We start from the raw sequence: 19,811 nt of genomic DNA, 5'->3' as shown, positions 1-19,811 counted from the left end.
CAGAGACTCCCGGGCGTCCTGCTTCGACTACTTCCGCCCGGCCCCGTCGCGGAACTCCCGAGGACTGCGCAGGCGGCGCCTGCGGTGGAAGACCTTGCGCTCCAGCAGGCCCACCAGCCAGTTCGTCAGGGCGATGACGGGCGCCACCACGGCGGCGAGCACCGGGCTGCCCAGCGCCGCCTCGCACCCCACGGCCGCGGCAATCCAGATGGAAGCGGCCGTCGTGATGCCGAGGATGTAGGTGCCCTTCTTGAGGACGCTCGCCGCGCCCACGAACCCGATGCCGGACGCGATGCCCTGGATGATGCGGAGCACTTCGTCCTCCCGCCCCGCCACGTTCGCCGCGGTCGTGCAGAAGAGGGCGGCGCCCAACGTCACCATGTAGTGGGTGCGAACGCCGCCCGGCCGCCGGCGATAGGGCAGTCCCAGGACGAAGCCGGAGAACGCCGCCACGAGCAGCCGCAACAGCAGCTCCCCCAGCCCGGACCCTCCCACCACCATACGGGGCTCCTCTCTCTCCCCCTCCCGGCAAGCCGTCCCGCCAGGAAGGCGGTCTCAGAAGGCGTGTGCGGGCAGTGGCGGGAGCCATCCTCCCGCCCGGGCCCGCTCCAGGGTCTCGGCGTGCCGGCGGAGTGGCTCGAGCCACGGGGCGCCCGCCTGGGCCCGCTCCGCCTCCGCCAGGAGCCGGTGGAGCGTCTCACGCGCCGCCCGCCGGTCCTCCGCGCTCCGCGCGCGCTGTCCGACGGCCCCCGCCATCCGCAGCAACCGGAGCACCACCGCGGGCTCGCTGGCGCCATAGCGGAGGATCTGATCCGTGGCCAGCTCCAGGTAGTCCCGCAGCGCGAGGGCATGCAGGAAGACGCGGGCACTGCCCGCCTCATCCTCCAGCACCCGGGGGCCCAGGTGCAGCCGGCTCAGCTCGCACAGCAGGAAGGTGAGCTGATCCACCACTTCCACGGCCGTATAGGGGTCGTTGATACCGGGTGACAGCGCCTTGATGGCCACGTCCACGAGCTGCCGCACACCCAGGGCCACGTCGGCGTCCTCGTCCCGCCAGCGGTCCAGGAGGATGGCGCGGGTGAGGAGGGCCTCGGAGGCCGCGCGCGAGGCGGGTGACGCGTGGCCCGTGGCCTCCACCCAGCCCACCTCCGCGCCCTGAATCACGGGCTCGCCGATGGCATGGCTCACATGGACGACGAGCCCCCGCGCCGTGGCCGCCGCCAGCAGCGCCCGCTCATCCACGGCGACGATGAAGCCGTTCGCGGGGGCGCGCAGCGGCCAGGCCCCCTCCGGGCGAGCCGGCACCACGGCCGGCATGTCCGCGTCCCACCTCCGGAACCGCTCCTGCGTCCGCGCGACACGCAGCGTTTCCCGGCGGATCCACCGGACGAGCTTCTCCACGCGCATGATCTGGAGGGTGTGGAGCACCTGGAAGACGAGCGCTCCCTCACAGGCGACGAGCAGCAGCATGGCCAGGCCGAGCGCCGGGCGCGGCGCGCGCCCGGTGCCGGACACGAAGCCGAACTCCTGCGCGGCCACCAGGCAGAAGACGCTGGTGGCGACGAACATCGGGATGACCACGCGAATGCCCGCGCTGTGCAGGAACAAGCGCAGCAGCCGTGGCGAGTACTGCCCGGCGGCGTTCTGCACCACGAGCATGGACAGCGACAGGACGATGCTCAGCGAGGTCAGCGTGATCCCCAGCACCGTGGAGAGCATGTTCCTCGCCTCGGCCGCCGTGGCCTGCCAGGCCACCCCGCGAAGCACCCGGGCCATGGGGGAGGGGTACTCCACGAACAAGATGCCCAGGCAGGCGCCCGCCAACGCGGCCAGGACGGGGGGCAGCCACACCCTGCGCCGCACCCACCAACGGATCGGGTGGACTTCTCCCGGCCGCGCGCGCCTCGGGGCGGCGAGCCCCGCCTCCATGCGTGCCTGTGCCTGGGTGCCCCTCATGTTCGTCACCTCCACCGTGCGCGCCCCGCATGCATGGACATGGCCCCGCGTCGAGACCTTCGGCGGGAGCCTCCTCGGAGGGTGGCAATGCACGAGCGTCACGGCAATGAAGTGGCCCCCCGAGGAGCGAGCGCGGGTGGACCTGCCCCATGGGGAGGAGCGGACGGACGGAGCGGGACACCCAGCGGGGAATGGGCCGCCGCTGCTTGCCATCGAGCGCCGGGACGCCAACCGTTGGAGGTGTCCCGTGGGCCGTGAGCGGAGGACGATATGGGAACGGAACGCCTGGGAGCCTGGCGGGCGGTGCGACGCTTCGCCCCGGGTCTGCGGCTGGTGCGCACGTATCAGCGCCGGTGGCTGCGCGCGGACGTCCTCTCCGCGCTGACCCTCAGCGCGATGCTCATTCCCCAGGGACTCGCCTATGCGCAGATCGCCGGCGTGCGGCCGGCGGCGGGGCTCTACGCGGGCATCTTCGCCATGCTGGCCTACGCGCTGTTCGGCGCCTCCCGCCACCTCATCCTCGGGCCGGAAGCGGGGGCCGCCATCCTCACCGCCACCGCCCTGGGACATGTGGTCTCGGGCGGGGACCCCGCCCGCCATGCCTCGCTGGCCGCGCTGCTGGCGCTCATGGTGGGCGTCCTCAGCCTCGTGGGCGGCCTGGTCAAGGCGGGGGGGCTCGCGGACTTCCTCTCCAAGCCCATCCTCCTGGGCTACCTCAACGGCGCGGCGCTCATCATCATCGGCAGCCAGCTCGCGCGGCTCTTCGGCCTGGAGCGCAAGTCCAACACCTTCCCCGGCCAGGTGTGGGAGGTGGGCTCCAACCTCCAGCGGATGCACCTGCCCACCCTGCTGCTCGGGCTGGGAGTCATCCTGGCGCTCGTGCTGCTGCGGCGCTTGCTGCCCCGGGTGCCCGGTCCGCTCGTCCTGGTGGTCCTCACCACCGCGGCGGCCGCGCTCCTCGAGCTCCGCCAGGGAGGCCTCCAGGTGGTGGGCTCCATCTCCGCGCAGCCGCCGTCCCTCGCGCTGCCCGCGCTGGGCTTCAGCGACCTCCGCGCCCTGCTGCCCGCGGCCTTCAGCCTCGCGCTCGTCAACTACGCCAGCTCCGTGCTCACCGGCCGCTTCTACGCCGACAAGCAGCGCTACCGCTTCGAGCCCAACCAGGAGTTCTTCGGCCAGGCCGCCGGCAACCTCGTCAACGCCTTCACCCAGGGCTTTCCGGTGACGGGCAGCGACTCGCGCACCGCCGTCAACTTCGCCATGGGCGGACGCTCGCAGCTGGTGAGCGTCCTCTCCGCCGCCGTGGTGCTGCTCTTCGCGCTCTTCCTCACGCCCCTGCTGGAGCACCTGCCCATGGTGACGCTGGGGGGGATCGTCATCGTGGCCGCCGTGTACCTCATGGACTTCGGCTCCATCGCCATGATGTGGCGCGTGCGGCGCGTGGAGGCGCTCCTCGCCCTGGTGACGATGCTGGGCGTGGTGGGGCTGGGCATCCTCCAGGGCATCCTCATCGCCGTGGCGCTGGCGCTGGGAGACCTCATCCGCCGCGCCGCCCATCCCCATGACGCGGTGCTCGGCGAGCGCGAGGGCGTCCCTGGCTACCACGACATCGAGCGGGACGAGGGCGCCGAGACGGTCCCCGGCCTCATCATCTACCGCTTCGACGCGCCGCTCTTCTTCGCCAACGTGCGGCACTTGCGCGAGCAGGCCCGCGCCCTGGTGGCCGGTGCGCGGGCCCCGGTGAAGTGGTTCCTGGTGGATGCCGCGGCCGTCTTCGACCTGGACGTCACCGCGGCCGAGGGACTGGAGCACCTCCGGGTGGAGCTGGAGGAGCAGGGGGTGGTGCTGGCCATCGCCCAGGCCAAGGCCCCGCTGAGGGCGTTGTTGCGGCGTACGGGGTTGATGGAGCGGCTCGGCCCGGAGAACGTCCACCCCACCGTGGGCGAGGCGGTGCGCCGCTTCCTGTCCACCGAGGTGGGAGCCACCGGCCAGCCACCGGAGGGCGCGCCCTCGTCGCCTCCCGCGGTGCATTAGGGGAGCGCGCGTGCTCCCTCTCCCTCTGGGAGAGGGTGGGGGGGAGGGTCGTGTCCTGCCGTCATGAAGCGCCGTGCACAGCGTGACCCGTGGGACGCATTGGGTGGAAGGATGAGGCTGACCATGAACAAGGTCGAGGTGAAGTCCGCTGCTCCCTCCGGTGGAACGGAGGCGATGCGGCGCTATGGAGCGGAGCTCGTCGGGACGTTCACCCTGGTGGTCGGTGGCGTGGGAGCCGCCGTGCTCGCGGGGGAGCGCATCGGCTTCCTCGGGGTGTCCTTCGCCTTCGGGCTGTCCGTGCTAGCGATGGTGTATGCCATGGGTCCCATCTCGGGCTGTCACCTGAATCCCGCGGTGACGCTCGGCCTGTTGCTCAGCGGGAAGTTCGAGCGCCGCGACGCCCTGGGGTACGTGGTGGCCCAGTGCGTGGGGGCCCTCGTGGGCGCGGGCGTGGTGCTGCTGCTGGCCAGGGGCGGACCGGAGGGCTACTCGGCGGCCACCCAGGGACTGGCGGCCAACGGTTTCGGAGCCCACTCGCCGGAAGGCTATGGCATGGGCGCGGCCTTCCTGGCCGAGGTGGTGCTCACCTTCTTCCTGGTGCTGACGGTGCTGGGCGCCACCGACGCCCGCGCGCCCGTGGGCTTCGCCGGCGTGGCGATCGGCCTGGTGCTGACGCTCGTGCACCTGGTGGGCATTCCCCTCACCAACACCTCCGTCAATCCGGCGCGCAGCCTGGGGCCGGCGCTGTTCGTCGGAGGCTGGGCGCTGAGCCAGCTCTGGGTGTTCATCGTGGCGCCGCTGCTGGGCGGGGCCACGGCGGCGGCCGTGTACCGCACGGTGCATCGCCCCTCGGCGGCCATCACCGCCCCCGGTGCCGAGCAGGCCCTGGAGAGCGAGCGCGCCGAGCGGCTGGCCACCCGGCGTCCGGTGGATACGCCCTCGTGAGGGGAGCTCCCTTCGTGCGGCTCACTGGAAGGGGGGCCGCACGATGCAGCGGAAGCCGATATGGCCGGAGCCGCTGTCCACCGCCTGGGGGGAGCGCGCGGCGGGGCGGTAGCGCTGGCAGTAGTTGGGAGCGCACAGGTGGCTCCCGCCCTTGAGCACGCGGCGCGGAATGGTCACCTGGGGCGTGCGCGGGTCCTGGGTTCCTTCCGGATTGGCCGGCCCGCGCGGGTTCACCGGGATGCAGCAGGCCTTGCCCCGGTTGCCCTGGTGCCGCTCCTGGTACCAGTCCGTGGTCCATTCCCAGACGTTGCCGATCATGTCGAACAGGCCGTAGCCGTTGGCGGGGAAGGTGCCCACGGGCGAGGTCCCCGCGTAGCCGTCCTCGAGCAGGTTCTGCATGGGGAACTGCCCCTGCCAGGTGTTGGCCATCATCCGCCCCTCGGGCGAGAGCAGGTCTCCCCAGGCGTAGCTCTTGCGATCCAGGCCTCCGCGCGCGGCGCGCTCCCACTCGGCCTCGGTGGGCAGCTCCTTGCCGGCCCAGCGTGAGTAGGCCTCCACGTCCTCGAAGGACACGTGGACGACCGGGTACTGCTCGCGGCCCTCCCACGTGCTGTCGGGCCCCTCGGGGCGCTTCCAGCAGGCGCCTGGCACGTAGGCCCACCACTGCGTGAAGTCATCGAGACTCACGCGCCGCTCCGGCTGACGGAAGACGAGCGAGCCGGGGACGAGCAGCGTGGGAGCCGCTCCGGGGTAGTCCTGGGGGTCGAGCGGGCGCTCGGCCACGGTGACGTAGCCGGTGGCCTCCACGAAGCGGGCGAAGCGCGCGTTCGTCACCAGGTGGATGTCCATCCAGAAGCCGCTCACCGTCACCTGATGGGCGGGCCTCTCCTCGAGGTAGTGCGTGTCCGAGCCCATCCAGTAGGTACCACCGGGAATCCACACCATGTCTGGAAAGGGGGCCTCGTACGGCGCGGGCTGCTCCGGGAGCCTGGTCTCCGGGGTGGTTCCACCAAGGATGTCCGTCATGGTTACTCTCCTATCGGGTGGAGGCGAAGGCGCTCCTCGCACGGGCGCAAGCTTGGGTATCGCCAGCCCTCGGGACCACCCAACACCTTGGGACGGGGTCTGTGTCGCCCCCGCGCCGCCCGCCCCTCCCCGCGGGGCAGGGCGCGGGCGGCGCCGCCGTTGCCCCTACAAGCGCAGTCCGAGCACGAGGGGCAGGTACTGGCCATCCGCCTTCTGGGGGCCCGCCGCCGTGTCGATGTCACCGCTGAAGATGAAGTGGTAGCGGCCTTCCGCGTAGAGCCGGAGGGGACCTCCGAAGAGTCTCAGGCTGATGCCAACACCCGCGTTGAGCCCGAAGTCCGTCCTGCTCCGCGAGCCGAGGACCTCTTCGACCGGCACGGCGGTGTTGTAACAGACATACAGCCAGGGGTCGCAGTACGGCACCACGCCTACCCCGGCGAACTCGGTGACCTCCACCCGCCGGTAGTAGATGCCGGGTCCGCCCAGCACGTAGATGCCGAGGGGGCGGGCGGGGAGCACGTTGTAGACGACGTTGAGGTCTCCGTACTGCATGACGTGGGTGCCATTGGTACCGGTCGAGTTCAGGACGTCGGCCTGGATGTTGTAGCCGCTGTAGAGGTACTCGGCCTGGATGCCCAGGCGCTGGTTGAAGTTGAAGCTCACCCCGGCCTGGAAGGCGCCGCCCAGCTCGAAGCGGTCGCCGGCGTCGGTGATGGGGATGCTCAGCCCACCTCCGATGTTGAAGCCCACGTGCGGAATGAGTGTTTCCTGCTCGTCCGTGCTGACGAAGTTGGCGGGCACGTCCGAGTCGGCGGCCAGCGCCGGGCGTGCGCTCGCGAGCAGCGCCAGGCCCACGACCACTCCGGAAATCAATCGCATGGTGTTCCTCCTGTTCCGCCGAGGATAGGTACCGGGTGGGACGCGCTCCCAGTGGACCCTGAGGGGGGAGGTGGGTCGGAGACAGGACTGCGCATCCCGGCTCGGGAGGAGGGGGGATGTTGCCTGCCTGCCTCGAGCTGTCTCCTCCACCACCGGGAAGGCACCCGAGGGGCCGCCCGCGCCGCCTGGTTGATGGGCCATGTGCGAAGCCCGCATGGCAAGGCCCCACGGGGATGGTCACGATGAGAGGTGCGGCCCGGGAGGGGTCCGCCCCATGATCGATTTCGATATGAGGCTGCTGGAAATGAGGGAGCCCCTCGTGGTCGTCCTGGACCGGGAGGGGCGGGTCCTCCTCTGGAATCGGGCGTGCTCGGAGTTCCTCGGGTATGACTTCGAGGAGGTCCGGGGAAAGAAGGTCGGGTCGCTCAGGCCCGCTTCGGAGTCGGCTGAGCTCACCAGTCGCACGCTCGCCCAGATCCTGGAGGGAAAGGCTCCGCCCCAGGAATCACTCGCGGTCACGAAGTCCGGGGAGCACAGGTGGATTGCCTGGTCGGCGCAGGTGTCGAGGGCCCCCGACGGAAAGCCGGAGTTCGTCTATCTGGTGGGCGTTGACCGGACGGGTGCCAAGCTCGCGGAGGCGGCGCTCCGCGCGTCGGAGGCGAAGTTCGCGGGGATCATCTCCATCGCCTCGGACGCCATCATCTCGGTGGATGGGGCGCACGACATCGTCATCTACAACGAAGGAGCCGAGCGCATCTTCGGCTGGCGGCGTGACGAGATCCTCGGGAAGCCGCTCGAGCTCCTGCTCCCAGAGCGATTCCGGGAACTCCACCGGAAGCACCTGCGTGATTTCGCGGCCGGGAGCGCGAAATCGCGGAGCATGGGCGATCATCGTCCCTCCATCTTCGGTCTCCGGAAGAACGGCCAGGAGTTCCCCGCGGAGGCCGCCATCTCGAAGCTGGAAATCGGGGGAGCGGTGTTGTTCAACGTCGTGCTGCGCGACGTCACCGTCCGCACCCGTCTCGAGCGCGACCAGCAGTTCCTGGCGGAGGTGGGAGCCGACCTCTCCGAGACCCTGGACTACCAGGAGGTCCTCACCCGTATTGCCCAGCTCGCGGTCCGTTTCCTGGCGGACGTCTGCATCGTCGGCATCGTGGAGGAAGAGGGACGGATCCGCCGGTTCCGTGTCGTTCATCGGGACCCCGCCCGGGAGCAGATCGCGGCCGCGCTCGAACGGCTCTCCCTGGAGCAGGACAGGCGCACGCTCTTCTCGCGGATCCTCGAGATGAAACAGCCGGTGCTGATGTCCAGCGTCTCCGAGGAATTCATCCAGTCCGTGGCCCAGGGGCCCGAGTCCCTCGAGCTGCTCCGCCAGTTGAACCCCACTTCCCTCATGGGGTTCCCGCTCCTGGCCCATGGGCGCTTGTTGGGGGCCCTCGTCCTCGTTTCCTCCGAGCCGCGCTGCTGCTACGCGCCGGAGGACCTCCGGCTTGGCAAGGAGCTGGCCCACCGTGCTGCCCTGGCGGTGGACAACGCGCGCCTCTATCAGGCCGCACAGAAGGCCATCGCCGCGAGGGACGAGGTGCTCGGTATCGTCGCGCACGACCTTCGCAACCCGCTCAACGCGGTCGGGCTCGCCGCGGCGTCGCTCCGGCGGATGGGGCCGCCAGGTGGTCCGGAGAGAAACACCCGCGGCACGGCGGAGTCGATCGAACGGCACATCCACCAGGCGACTCGCCTCATCGATGATCTGCTGGACGTGGCGCGAATCGAGAAGGAAGGGCTTCACATCGAGCGTCACGCCGTGGCGCCGGGGGAGTTGGTGGCCGAGGCACTCCCGTTGTTCACCGCGGCGGCGTCCAATGCCTCCCTCGAGCTGCGGACCGACCTGCCCGAGGCACTTCCTCCGGTCATGGCCGACAGGGCCAGGATTCTGCAGGTCTTCTCCAACCTCCTCGGCAACGCCGTGAAGTTCACGTGTCCGGGCGGATTCATCCGTATGGGCGCCGAGCACCGCGACCGCGAGGTCTGCTTCCAGGTCTCGGACACGGGCCGGGGAATAGAACCGGTACACCTCTCTCGGCTCTTCGAGCGCTTCTGGCAGGAGCGGCCCACGGACCGGCGGGGCGCCGGCCTGGGGCTCTACATCTCCAAGGGCATCGTCGAGGCCCATGGGGGGCGCATCTGGGCGGAGAGTACGCTGGGGCGGGGGAGCACGTTCTTCTTCACCCTTCCCGTGGCACCTGTGAAGACACCTCAGTGAGTGGCCCGGCGGTGGAGCAGGCCTCGGGTGAGCCGGTTCACCGGGCCTCGGAGCAGCGCGTACGGCACGATGGCCAGGAGCACGGCCACGAGCAGACCCTGGATGGGCCGCAGCTCCTTGAACACGATGAACTGATAGATGAGATCAATCACCACGGCGAGGATGAAGACATTGCGGACCGAGCTCCATCCGGAGCGCACCAGCTCGCGCCGGTGTGGCCTGTCCGTGAAGAGCGCCCAGAAATAGGCGGGCCGTCCCGTGTGCGCGTCCTTGATGCCGTCGCGCAGGGCGAACAGCATCGCCATCACCGGTTGGAGGTAGAAGCGGAAGGCCATCGGCCCATCGGGGCGCTCGACGATCTCCCGCCACAGCTGGGTGAGCACGTCTGTCATGGTGTACCTCTACTCCTTCGTCGGGAAGAGCAACGAGAACACGAACCGGAGCTGGTTCGCGGCCGCGTCATCGGGCCGGACGACGTTGTGGTAGTACTGCACGGCGAGCGACAGGGGTTGGCGGCGGAACACGGTGGTCTTCGAGACACCGAGGCCGACCGGAACCGTCCACCGCTCGCCTCGCGTGGCCTCCCAGTCCGCCATGAGGACCGGCGCGGCCGTCAACGCCCAGCCCCCGCTGAAGTTGTAGTTGATGAAATACTGGAACGAGAGCTGGTTGATTCTGGGCGCACCCCCCTCGTCCTCGAAGGTCCAGAGCTGGCTCGCCAGGCCGCCGAGGACCCAGGGCCCCGTCATCACGAGGAGCACTCCGCTCGGACCCGCCGCCCAGCTTCCTGTCCGGACGCTGTCCACGGTGGCCGTGGGCAGCGAGAGCACGGGCCCGAGGCCCCAGATGAACCCGCCCGACTTCGCGGGCGCGAAGAAGAGCTGCTCCTGGACGTCTCCCAGTCCCCGGAACCGGGTGCTCTCCGGGCCCGGTGCGTCGATCACCGGCACGATGGTGCGGGCGATGAGGTTCCAATTCGAGGAGAGCTTGATGGGAATCACGGGCTGGAAGTTCAGCAGGAGGAAGGTCCGGTCCTCGAGGCCACCGCCGGTGTTGAAGTTGAACTGGAACGGCACGCTGAGCAGGTCTCCCACGGGGTTCTGGGTGGCCTTCGACAGCTCGGTCGCATCGTGCTCGGGGCTCGCTTCCGTCTGCGCGACGGCCCCGGCGGAGAGCAGCAGGAGGACGGAGACGCTCATCGCCGTGAGTGGGCGTATTCTCATTCGCGGGACCTCTCGGGTGGAACGAGGTTCGAGGGGACGTGAGCACCGGGGACCCGCCCCCTGGAATGGCACACAGGGGGCGGGTCGCTTCGTTACCGTCAATGGGACTGGGCCGGCGCGCTCTCCAGCTTCTCCATCACCTGATCGATGGTGAAGCTCCCCGGCTTCTGACGCGGTGGGAATGTCTTGAAGCTCTCGAGGAACCGAGCCACCGCCTGTTGGGCCGGGAGGAGCATGAAGGAATGGTCGAGCAGCCAGGTGTGGTAGCCCACTCCGTCTTCCCCGCGCTCGAAGGGATCCGCTTCCAGGTCGTAGATGAGCGGCGCCCGGCGCATCACGAAGGGCGTGGACCAGACATCGAAGCCCGTGGCCTTCTGCTCGGCGAAGACCACCTTGATACGCCCATGGCGTATGGCGAGCAGCTCGCCATCATCGCCGAAGTAGAAGAACTCCTGGCGCTGGGACGGTCCCCGCCCCGCGAGCAGCCCGGTCTGATCGTAGCCGTCCAGGTGCACCTTGAAGGTCTTGTCGTTGGCTTCGTGGCCCTTGAGGAGCTTGTCCTTGATGTCCGGGTCGCCCGCGGCCGACACCAGCGTGGGCAGCCAGTCCTCGGACGAGAAGAGGGCGTTGAGGCGGGTGCCCGGCTCGATGACGCCTGGCCAGCGCACGAGGCACGGCACGCGGAACGCGCCCTCCCAGTTGGTGTCCTTCTCGCCACGGAAGGGAGTCGAGCCGCCATCCGGCCACATGTTGACCATGGCGCCGTTGTCCGTGGAGTAGATGACGAGGGTGTTCTCCCGCAGCTCCAGCTCGTCGAGTTTGGCCAGGAGCCGTCCGATATGATCGTCGTGCTCGACCATGCCGTCCGCATAGACGCCGCTGCCCGTCTTGCCCTGGGACTCCGGCTTCAGGTGCGTGTGGATGTGCATGCGCGTGGTGTTGAACCAGATGAAGAAGGGTTTGTCGGAGTCCGCCACCCGCTCGAGGTAGTCGAGGGTCGCGGCGAGGAACTCCTCATCCACCGTCTCCATGCGCTTCTTGGTGAGGGGTCCGGTGTCCTCGATGCGGCCGTCCGCGTACGAGTGGATGACGCCGCGCGGACCGAAGCGCTTCCGGAACCGGGGATCCTTCGGGTAGTCCGGGTTCTCTGGCTCCTCTTCCGCGTTGAGGTGGTACAGGTTGCCGAAGAACTCGTCGAAGCCGTGGTGGGTGGGCAGGTACTCGTCCCGGTCCCCGAGGTGATTCTTGCCGAACTGGGCCGTGTGGTAGCCCAGCGGCTTGAGCAGCTCGGCGATGGTCGGGTCCTCCTCGCTCAGGCCCACCTTGGCTCCCGGCATGCCCACCTTCGTCAGGCCCGTGCGGAACGGGCACTGGCCGGTGATGAAGGCCGCGCGGCCCGCGGTGCAGCTCTGCTGCCCGTAGTAGTTGGTGAGGAGTGCTCCCTCCTTCGCCAGGCGATCGATGTGGGGCGTCTCGTAGCCCAGCATTCCCTGGTTGTACGCGCTGATGTTCCAGTAGCCGATGTCATCTCCGAAGATGACGAGGATGTTGGGCGCCTTCACTGCTCTGGCCATGGGTGTCTCCCTCTTGTAATCGAATTGCGCCGTAGAAGATGTGCATGTACCGGCGGGAGGCAGTCCGGGTCTGGCTGCCCGGTCAGCCCGGAAGGGCGAGGTCCTGGCGCCGGACTCCACCCGTCACGGGAAGACGCTCTTCCAGTCCTTCTGGATGCTCACGACCGTCCAGCCGTGTGCCCGGGCGGCGTTGGCGGCGCGAAGGGTGGGGGATGCCATCATGGCTCACTCCCTCCGTGTCAGTGGGGCCCGGTGTCCCGAGGCGCTCGCAGCGCGGACTCGGCCTGGCGCAGCAGCCGCCGCATCTGTTCCAGTTGCTCCCGCTCCTCCTCCGGCATGGAGTCCTCGAGCTCCTCCGCCAGGGTGCCCAGCCGCTGCAGGCCGTCGTGGAAGAGCTCCCGCTCGTCCCGGGCCTGGGGCGAGTGCCGGGCCAGGTAGTCCACCACTCCGCCCAGCACGTGCGGGTAGAGGTGCTCCCGGCCCACCTTCTCCAGCACGCCGGTGTGCTCCATCATCTGCTGCGTGGGGGCGAGTGCCCGCGCCAGCAGCAGTGTCACTCCCAGGTTCTCCAGGTCCTCGTGGAGGCCGGCGAGCATGTCGGCCCCGGGCACGTCCAGATCCGTCGTCACCTCGAGATCCAACAGCAGGGCCTTGACCGGGCGGGGGTTGCGCTGGATGCGCTCCAGGAGCTCCTCGCGGAGGGATTCGGCGTTGGCGAAGAAGATGCCCTCGTTGGGGCGGAGGACCATCAGTCCGGGCAGGGGCCGCGCCGAGGGCTGGTGCCGCATGTCGACGAAGTCCAGGGTGCCGGCGGCCCGTCCCAGCTCGCTCAGGCGGGGGAGGCTGGCGCGGTAGAGGGTGAGGAACAGGGAGAGGCCCACCGCGAGGAGCAGGCCCGGCAGCACGTCGAAGACGAGCACGCCCAGCAGGGCGGCCATGGCCACGAGGAAATCCGCGCGGCGCATCCGGAACAGCCGCCGCAGCTCGCCCACCTCCATCATCCCCGAGACGGCCACCACCACGATGGCGCCCAGGGTGGCCTCTGGCAGGGCGCGGAAGAGGGGCGTGAAGAAGAGCGCCACCAGCAGCGTGAGGCCGGCGGCCACCAGGGAGGAGACCTGGCTGCGGGCTCCGGCCTGGTCGTTGGCCGCGGACTTGGACAGGCTGCAGCCGATGGAGAAGCCCTGGAAGAGACCGGCGCCCATGTTGGCGCAGCCCAGGCCGATCAGCTCCCGGTTGGCGTTCACCGGGTAGCCATGCCGGGCCCCCAGCATGCGCGCCGGGCCGATGGCCTCCGCGAAGGCCACCAGCGCGATGCCGAACGCTCCCGGCAGCAGGGCCAGCACGTCACTCCACTTCATGTCTGGCAGTCGTGGCGCCGCGAGCCCGGCCGGGATGTCTCCCACCACCTCCACCCGCCGCGCCTGGAGGCCAAGCAGATGGGAGGCGAGGATGGCCAGCACCAGGACCACCAGGGCCGCGGGGAGCCGCTCCGAGACGCGCTCGAGGGCCACCAGCAGCACCAGGCAGCTCGCGCCCACCAGGAGCGTGGGCAGGTGGGCCTCCGGGAGATGGGTGAGCAGGAACCACAGTTGCTCGAAGAAGCCTTCGCCGGTGCCCTTCAGCCCGAAGAGCTTGGGCACCTGCTTCATGGCGATGACGAGCGCCAGTCCGAAGACGAAGCCGGTGAGCACGGACGGGGAGAAGAACTGGGCGATGCGCCCGAGCCGCAGCACGCCCGCGAGCAGGGAGATGAGGCCCGCCAACACGGCCAGTCCGGCGGTGAGGGCGAGGTAGTGGGCCGAGCCGGAGGGTGCCAGCGCGCTCACGGTGGCGGCGGAGAGGACGGCCACCGTGGCGGAGACGGCCACCACGAGCTGCCGGGAGCTGCCCAGCAGGGCATAGAGCACCAGGGCCGCCGGGCACGCATAGAAGGCCGCCTGGGGGGGTGCACCGGCGAGCTGTGCGTAGGCCATGCCCTCGGGGATGAGGAGGGCCGTGATGGTGAGCGCTCCGACCAGGTCTCGTTTCAGCCAGCCTGGCTGGTAGCCCCGGAGCGAGGCCAGGAACGGAATGAAGGAGGCGCGTCTGGCCGTGGTCGTGCTCCGTTGTCCCATGCGCGGCTCCGAGGCGGGGTGTTTCTGGCCGTGAACATGAGGTGGGCCTCCACCCGTGAGTACCCGGGTGTGCCCATCCAGGGAGTCCAGGGGTGACTCGCCTGTTCCCGCTCCCTCGCGGGTTTCCAGCCCTTCAGGGCAGTGGGGTGTCGCGGCACGCACGGGCGATGCCTGCCGTGGGGCTGGGCATGCTTCCGCCGGCGTTCATCACTTCGCCTTGTTCCTGGTCCCGTGAGCAGATGTTTCCATTCTCTCCGGGGCTCATATCCGAGCCCTATGAGCCTGACTGCGATCATGTTGCTTCTGTCCTTGAGCGCGGCTTCCCCGGAGACCGCGTCCACCGAAGAGCACCCGGCGTGTGAGCAGTGTGGTGGTGGTGGCCGCTCACGCCAGCTCGGGGGCCACACCTTCCTCTTTCCCATCCTCCAGCGGAGCGCCTTCGTCGCCAGTTACGTGGGCATCAACGAGGGCGTGGCGTGGTACGACGTGCCGGACCTGCCCATCGGCGAGCTGGGGACGCAGGACGTGTCGCTCGTGGGCTACCAGCAGACGCTGGACCTGGGCGTGCGGCTCACCCGCTGGCTGGGCCTGTGGGGCGAGGCACGCGGCACCCTCTACACCGGCCTGACGGTGGGCTCGTTCGTGTCGGATGGCGCCAACTTCCGGGCCAGCGGTACCGGCGGTGCCGTGGTGCGGTTGCTGCACCTCGACTCGAGCGGTACGCAATTGTCGCTGCGGGCGGGCGGCGGTTACGAAGGGGGCACCGAGATCGCCCTGCTGCCGCTGCTGAACGCCATCGTGGACACTCCGGGAGTGACACTGGTGAGCATCCTGCGCGGCAATCTGGGCGAGTTGCTCACCGTGAAGGTCTCGGAGAGCTCGGTGAATGGCGGCTTGTTCTTCGCCCAGGCGCTCGGCGGCTCCTTCCTGGGGCTCCAGGCCTCGGCCTCGGCGGTGCACATCTGGCGCACGCGCAGGCCCTTCGATCCCACCGTGGCCGCTCGCGTGGAGCAGGAGACCACCGCCCTCCGCCTCAACCTGGCGGCCGCGCTCACCGCGGACTTCAAGTCGCTCGGCGTTCCCCTGGCACTGATGGGCGAGTACCTCTTCACCGGGGGCAGTCAGTCGGAGGTGGAGCTGGCGCGCACGGACCTGCGCTCCAGCTCGGTGGCGCTCGGCCTGTACTACACGGGGCGGCCCAATCTGCAGCTCGGCCTGGGCGGCGTGGCCGTTCTCAACGCCGAGCCCCGCATCGGCCGGGATGCGGACGGCAACCCCGCGAGGTCCGGCGAGCCCTCCCTCTTCTATGGCCAGCTCCTCCTCCGCTACATCTGGTGAGCCTCCGACTGGAGGGAGGGGCAAGCGGGCTCGTGGCGCCCGGTCGTGGAGGACCGCCGATGCCTATCGTGGGGAAGTGAACCGCCCCGCGGGGGCTCGAGGGAGATCGCCATGTCCTTGCCGTCACGTCTGGCCGGTGCCTTGCTGGTGCTGGGGCTCGCCGCCTGCACGAGCATCAAGACGAACACGAACTACGACCCCAACTCGGTGCAGAAGGTGGACGCGTACCGCACGTATTCCTGGTTGCCCATGAAGGAGGGCGCGAACCCACGCGTCTACAACCCCATCATCCAGGCGCGCGTCCAGCAGGCGGTGGACCAGGAGCTGCAATCGCGTGGCTACCAGAAGGTGGAGGAAGGACAGAATCCCGACTTCAAGGTGGGCTGGCACGGCGCCATCGATCAGAAGGTAGACGTGGACTACGTCAACTCCTATTACGGCTACGGGTGGGACCCCTGGTACGACCCCTTCTACGGTCCGGTCGCGTACGGAGGTGCCGGCATCTCCCATCCTGTCGTGCGCGAGTACCAGCAGGGCACGCTCATCCTCGACGTGGTGGACGCCGACACGAACAAGCTCGTCTGGCGTGGCACGGCGCAGGCCGAGCTGTCCGAGAACATTGATGCGCAGAAGAGCCAGAAGCTCATCAACCAGGCCACCGGCGAGCTGCTGGAGAAGTTCCCGCCCCAGCCCAAGAAGCAGTGACAGCGGGCCGCCGGGCGTCCGGCGCGTGACGTGGCCTTGCCCCCAGGGGCGGCTTGGCGGGGCGGGGAGGGGTGCGCATCCTGGGGGGCCGGTCCTCCCATGCGCACCTCTCTCCGGTTTCTGGTACTCCTCCTCACGGCGCTGCTGACGGCCTGTGCCGCGGTGAAGGCGGAGCCGCGCTCGGCCCTCTATGAGCGCGTGGGGAAGTCGGAGCTGAGCGTGGGGGTGCTGCGCATCCGCGTGCGCGACATGGCCCGCCGCTTCCCGGGCGTCCTCGAGACCACCGCGGATGAGATCTCCGCGCGCTCCCCCTCTCCCGCGGTCCGCGAGGCGATGATCCGCTTCAAGAGCAACGCGGTGACCGCCATGCAGGGGGCGCTGCTCCAGCCGGATCCGGTGGCGGCGCTGATCGACGCCTGGGCGCTGCTGGCCCAGCTGCAGCAGTTCCTTCCGGAGTCGGTGGCGGGGACGTCACCCGAGCTGCTGGACATCGCCCGGCGCTCGTTGGGGACGCTGGAGTCGGAGGTGGAGGCACTCTGGCGGGAGCTGTCGGGCCGCGAGGATGTCTCCCAGCTGCACCAGCTCGTGCACGGGTGGGCCGCCGAGCACCCCTTGACCGGACCGCTCATCACGCGCGAGTCCACGGTGCCCCTGCTGGCCGCCTTCACGGACCGCTCCGGAGTGGGCCTGCTGGGCTCGACGGCCGCGCTCCTCGCGGACACGCAGGACCTGGTCACCCGGGTGGACCTGTATGCCGGCACGCTGCCCCGGCAGGCCCGTTGGCAGGCGGAGCTCGCCGTCCAGGACATGGTGGAGGGGACTCCGGTGCTGACCTCGGCCATGGCCGAGATGGGACGGACGGTGGACGTGCTCGTGCGCATGGGCGCGCTGGCGGACGGGACTCCCCGGTGGGCAACGGGCGAGCGCGAGGCACTTCAGGACTTCATCTCGAACCTCATCTCCTCCGAGCGTCTGGCGGTGCTGGAGGGCGTCCGTGGCGAGCGCCAGGCGGTGTTGGACGCGCTCCACGCGGAGCGGGTGCAGGCGATGCAGCAGGCGGACACGATGGGCCAGGGCTGGGTGGACCACGCCTTCGATCGGGCCGAGGCCCTGGTGGACCACCTCTTCCTGTGGCTGCTGGGGTTGACGGCCCTGGTCGTGGTGGGGGCGCTCGGGGTCGCGGCGTTGCTGATGCGGGGACGGCGCCCGGGCGAGGGGCCTCGCTGGCTCCGCCGGAGCAGGGCAGGGGAGCCGTCGAGTGACAGAGCGCCCGGGGGGCCCGGGCCGGGAGGGGAGCAGGGCCCACCCGGCGAGCACCCGGGCGAACCCCACCATTAGTGGGTCTGTCCGGGAGGGCGGGAGGTGCCCATCGTCTCCTCCAGGAGGAGCGATGAGCAAGGAATCGCGCCTGTTCCCGGTCGAGCTGCTGCGGCAACTCACCCTGTCGGTCGAGCGCCTCGCGGCCCAGGGCCTCGCCAGCGGCGCGGTGCGCGGGGCCACGGAGGAGTTGCGGGCGGGGCTTCCGGCGCTCGACGGGCAGCTCCAGGACGTCTTCCAGGATGTGTTGACGCTGCTCGGCCGCATGGCGCACGAGGCCGCCGAGCGCCAGGCCCGGCCTTCCGAGGAGTGGTCGCGCCTGGTCGCCGCGGGAGCGGTGCGGGGCGCGGTGGAGGAGCTGCGGCGCTCGATGCCCGGCCTGGATGCGTTCTCCCAGGAGGTGGTGGCTCGGCTGAATCATCTGCTCGAGCGCTCCACGCGGGTCGTGGCGAGCCGGGAGAAGGAGCTTCGCAAGCCCGGGACGCGAGCCCGGCTCGCCGCGGCTGGAGCGGTGCGGGGCGCGGTGGGAGAGCTCCGCGGCTCGATGCCGCAACTGGCGCCGATGGCGGCGGAGCTCTCGTCACAAGTGGGACGCGGCTTCGTCGAGGGACTCGGCGCGCAGGTGGAAGAGCATCATGGGGCATTCGCCGCCTTCCTCGAGCATGCGGGCCGGAGTTTCGTTCACGCGTTCGTGGAGCAGCTCGACCTGGAGGTGCGGGCCCGGTGGGGCGAGGGCGTGGGGAAGGTGGGCCCGGCCATGGAGGACACGGCGGAGCAGGTGGCTGCGGCATGTGTACGGGGCGCCGCCGGGGAGCTGGTCCGCCAGGTGCGTTCCCTGCGTGAAGCCACCTCCGGAAGGGGCGTCCTCCGCCGGGCGGGCCAGGAGGTGTCCAGCGGCATCCTGTCCGCCCTGAACGAGGGGCTGCGCAAGCCTTTCGTCGTCGCGGCGGGGACGGGCAGCGCGCTTGTGCTCGCCATGCTCCTCGTCACGAAGTTCCGCTGATTGGCCGGTGGTGGTGCACCCGCGCCGGAGCGCTCCATCCTCCAGTGCGCAAAGGGTTGGACCGCCGTCCGGGTCCCGGTCTCGAATGCGGTGCGAGGCCCGCCCCCCGGTGCAGTGGCCGGAAGTACGAGAGGTCCTACCTTGTGGGGTGGCGATGGCGAAGCAGTAGCACCGGGCCTCGGACCCCGGGTCTGTCCATGGCTCCGGGGTCCGAGACCTTCTTTCCCGAGGCGGCGCGCGCCTCAGAGCAGGTACTGGACGAGTTGCAGCAAGAGCGAGAGGAACTGCCGGTTCAGGATGAGCAGCGGCACCATGGGCGCCATCGCCGCGGCGGCGACGAGCAGGAATGGCCAGCGGCTCCATGGGAAGAACCGCATCCGGTGCGTGACCTCGAACGCCGTTCCCAGATCCGCGAGCGAGGAGAACTCGGGGGCACCCAGGAGGGGGAGCCTGGCCTGGCCCGCGAACCACCTGCGCTCGAAGTCTCGCGAGTGTTGGGCCGCCAGCGCGGAGAATTGAAGCTCTCCGCGCCGCTTCGCCTTCACGAGCGGGCTCCAGAAGGGCAACAGCGGACCGAAGACGATCACGAGGGCGACGAGCGCGAGGGCGAGCAGGGGGCTGGCGTATCTCAGCGGGTCCTCGGTGGGGCTCACGGGGTTGAGGCGGCGCGCGGCACTGGCGGAAGAGCAGGCCAGGGCGAAGATGATGGGGGCGAAGCTGCCCTGGCAGACACACAGGAACCGCAAGCCGCCCGTCATATCCGGGTGGGTCGGCTTCAGGGCGAGGGGGAGCCGTGAGACGCGGAAGAGGAACAGGGCCCATACGGCTCCGCGCCACAGCCACCAGAGCACCAGGAACCGGAAGAGGGGCAGGCTCACCGCCGCGTACCACGTGCCAGCCGGGGAGAGCTGTTCCCCGCCCTTCGCGAAGAGCCACTCCGGGAGCTGCGCGGAGAACCGTTTCAGGAAGGAGAGCGCGTAGCTGAAGAGCAGCAACCCGGCCTCGATGAACCCCTGGCTCCGGAGCCGCTTCGCCTCCCGCGCGGCGGCGTCGAGGGCTCCCAGGCTCCCCGCTTCGATCAGCTCCGAGGTCACGAGCTGGCGCACGGCCACCGAGAGCCGCTGGTCGACATAGCGCTCGGCGGCGATGAGCACGGGCAGGGAGATCAGCAACTGGGTGTGGACGTGGTAGTCGAGCAGGAAGGCGCGGAGCCCCGCGGGCCCCGCTCCCAGGAGCGTGAGGAGCAGGAGGGGGAGCCAGCTCAGGAGCGTGAGGGCGAGCAGGCGCCAGAGCAGGGGGGGACGTCCCGGCTGGAGGAGACGGCGCCGCCGTCGCAACAGGAGGAACGGGCCTCCCTGGAACAGCGAGAAGTCATGTAATGACGCGGGCACGTCCATGGGTGTTCCCACTGAGGAGCCCCATCCGTCGAGGCGC

At 69.9% G+C, this 19,811-nt stretch carries 16 protein-coding genes; 7 read left to right on the top strand and 9 right to left on the bottom strand.

All coding sequences use genetic code 11. The annotated features are described in order from the left end of the window. Nucleotides 1–27 precede the first annotated feature (27 nt). Nucleotides 28–501: an MgtC/SapB family protein gene (locus Q664_RS53890; protein WP_052519702.1), complete on the bottom strand. Its 474-nt coding sequence runs from the start codon at nucleotides 499–501 to the stop codon at nucleotides 28–30. 54 nt (nucleotides 502–555) lie between these two features. Then, entirely contained in the window at nucleotides 556–1,956 is a 1,401-nt protein-coding gene (locus Q664_RS49980) for a DUF2254 domain-containing protein (RefSeq protein ID WP_043414204.1), read from the bottom strand. Nucleotides 1,957–2,226: 270 nt separating this feature from the next. Here Q664_RS49980 and Q664_RS49975 point away from each other — a divergent pair, with 270 nt between their 5' ends. Continuing rightward, the gene (locus Q664_RS49975) at nucleotides 2,227–3,987 is read left to right on the top strand and encodes a SulP family inorganic anion transporter (RefSeq protein ID WP_043414201.1); all 1,761 of its coding nucleotides are present in this window, start codon (nucleotides 2,227–2,229) and stop codon (nucleotides 3,985–3,987) included. 111 nt (nucleotides 3,988–4,098) lie between these two features. Next, nucleotides 4,099–4,932, top strand: a complete 834-nt coding sequence (gene aqpZ / locus Q664_RS49970) for an aquaporin Z (RefSeq protein ID WP_043414198.1) — start codon at nucleotides 4,099–4,101, stop codon at nucleotides 4,930–4,932. A gap of 21 nt (nucleotides 4,933–4,953) precedes the next feature. On the opposite strand, the gene Q664_RS49965 is transcribed toward aqpZ, so the two are convergent. Continuing rightward, on the bottom strand, nucleotides 4,954–5,958 hold the full coding sequence (locus tag Q664_RS49965; protein ID WP_043414195.1) for a formylglycine-generating enzyme family protein: 1,005 nt from the start codon (nucleotides 5,956–5,958) through the stop codon (nucleotides 4,954–4,956). A 165-nt stretch (nucleotides 5,959–6,123) separates the two neighbouring features. Further along, nucleotides 6,124–6,837 carry an outer membrane beta-barrel protein gene (locus tag Q664_RS49960; RefSeq protein WP_160174677.1) on the bottom strand — a complete coding sequence of 238 codons (714 nt, stop codon included), beginning with the start codon at nucleotides 6,835–6,837 and terminating at the stop codon, nucleotides 6,124–6,126. Nucleotides 6,838–7,111: 274 nt separating this feature from the next. Between Q664_RS49960 and Q664_RS53885 the strand changes: the two genes are divergently transcribed. Next, nucleotides 7,112–9,100, top strand: a complete 1,989-nt coding sequence (locus Q664_RS53885; protein ID WP_052519701.1) for a PAS domain-containing sensor histidine kinase — start codon at nucleotides 7,112–7,114, stop codon at nucleotides 9,098–9,100. Here the strand turns inward: Q664_RS53885 and Q664_RS49950 are convergent. The 4 genes from Q664_RS49950 to Q664_RS49935 all read right to left on the bottom strand — a co-directional run bounded on the left by Q664_RS49950 (nucleotide 9,094) and on the right by Q664_RS49935 (nucleotide 14,014). Continuing rightward, entirely contained in the window at nucleotides 9,094–9,492 is a 399-nt protein-coding gene (locus Q664_RS49950) for a hypothetical protein (RefSeq protein ID WP_043414189.1), read from the bottom strand. The genes Q664_RS53885 and Q664_RS49950 overlap by 7 nt on opposite strands. Before the next feature lie 9 nt (nucleotides 9,493–9,501). Next, complete coding sequence (locus Q664_RS49945; protein ID WP_063934911.1) at nucleotides 9,502–10,323, bottom strand: hypothetical protein; 822 nt, start codon at nucleotides 10,321–10,323, stop codon at nucleotides 9,502–9,504. 98 nt (nucleotides 10,324–10,421) lie between these two features. Next, a complete protein-coding gene (locus Q664_RS49940) occupies nucleotides 10,422–11,897 on the bottom strand; it encodes an arylsulfatase (RefSeq protein WP_043414185.1) in 1,476 nt (491 codons plus the stop codon). Between the two features lie 239 nt (nucleotides 11,898–12,136). Beyond that, on the bottom strand, nucleotides 12,137–14,014 hold the full coding sequence (locus Q664_RS49935) for a SulP family inorganic anion transporter (protein WP_043414183.1): 1,878 nt from the start codon (nucleotides 14,012–14,014) through the stop codon (nucleotides 12,137–12,139). A gap of 294 nt (nucleotides 14,015–14,308) precedes the next feature. On the opposite strand from Q664_RS49935, the gene Q664_RS49930 reads away from it, so the two are divergent. From Q664_RS49930 to Q664_RS49915, 4 genes are all read left to right on the top strand, one after another. Then, nucleotides 14,309–15,352 carry a hypothetical protein gene (locus Q664_RS49930; protein WP_043414179.1) on the top strand — a complete coding sequence of 348 codons (1,044 nt, stop codon included), beginning with the start codon at nucleotides 14,309–14,311 and terminating at the stop codon, nucleotides 15,350–15,352. A gap of 111 nt (nucleotides 15,353–15,463) precedes the next feature. Then, a complete protein-coding gene (locus tag Q664_RS49925; protein WP_043414176.1) occupies nucleotides 15,464–16,057 on the top strand; it encodes a DUF4136 domain-containing protein in 594 nt (197 codons plus the stop codon). Nucleotides 16,058–16,156: 99 nt separating this feature from the next. Then, entirely contained in the window at nucleotides 16,157–17,395 is a 1,239-nt protein-coding gene (locus tag Q664_RS62540) for a hypothetical protein (RefSeq protein WP_052519700.1), read from the top strand. Between the two features lie 52 nt (nucleotides 17,396–17,447). Continuing rightward, on the top strand, nucleotides 17,448–18,377 hold the full coding sequence (locus Q664_RS49915; protein ID WP_043414174.1) for a hypothetical protein: 930 nt from the start codon (nucleotides 17,448–17,450) through the stop codon (nucleotides 18,375–18,377). Between the two features lie 242 nt (nucleotides 18,378–18,619). On the opposite strand, the gene Q664_RS49910 is transcribed toward Q664_RS49915, so the two are convergent. Then, complete coding sequence (locus Q664_RS49910) at nucleotides 18,620–19,774, bottom strand: hypothetical protein (RefSeq protein ID WP_043414172.1); 1,155 nt, start codon at nucleotides 19,772–19,774, stop codon at nucleotides 18,620–18,622. Nucleotides 19,775–19,811: the final 37 nt, after the last annotated feature.

It is taken from the genome of Archangium violaceum Cb vi76, from assembly GCF_000733295.1.
GTDB lineage: Bacteria > Myxococcota > Myxococcia > Myxococcales > Myxococcaceae > Archangium > Archangium violaceum.
Note: the sequence above shows the minus strand (reverse complement) of the source record. Positions and strands in the feature narration are given on the sequence as shown.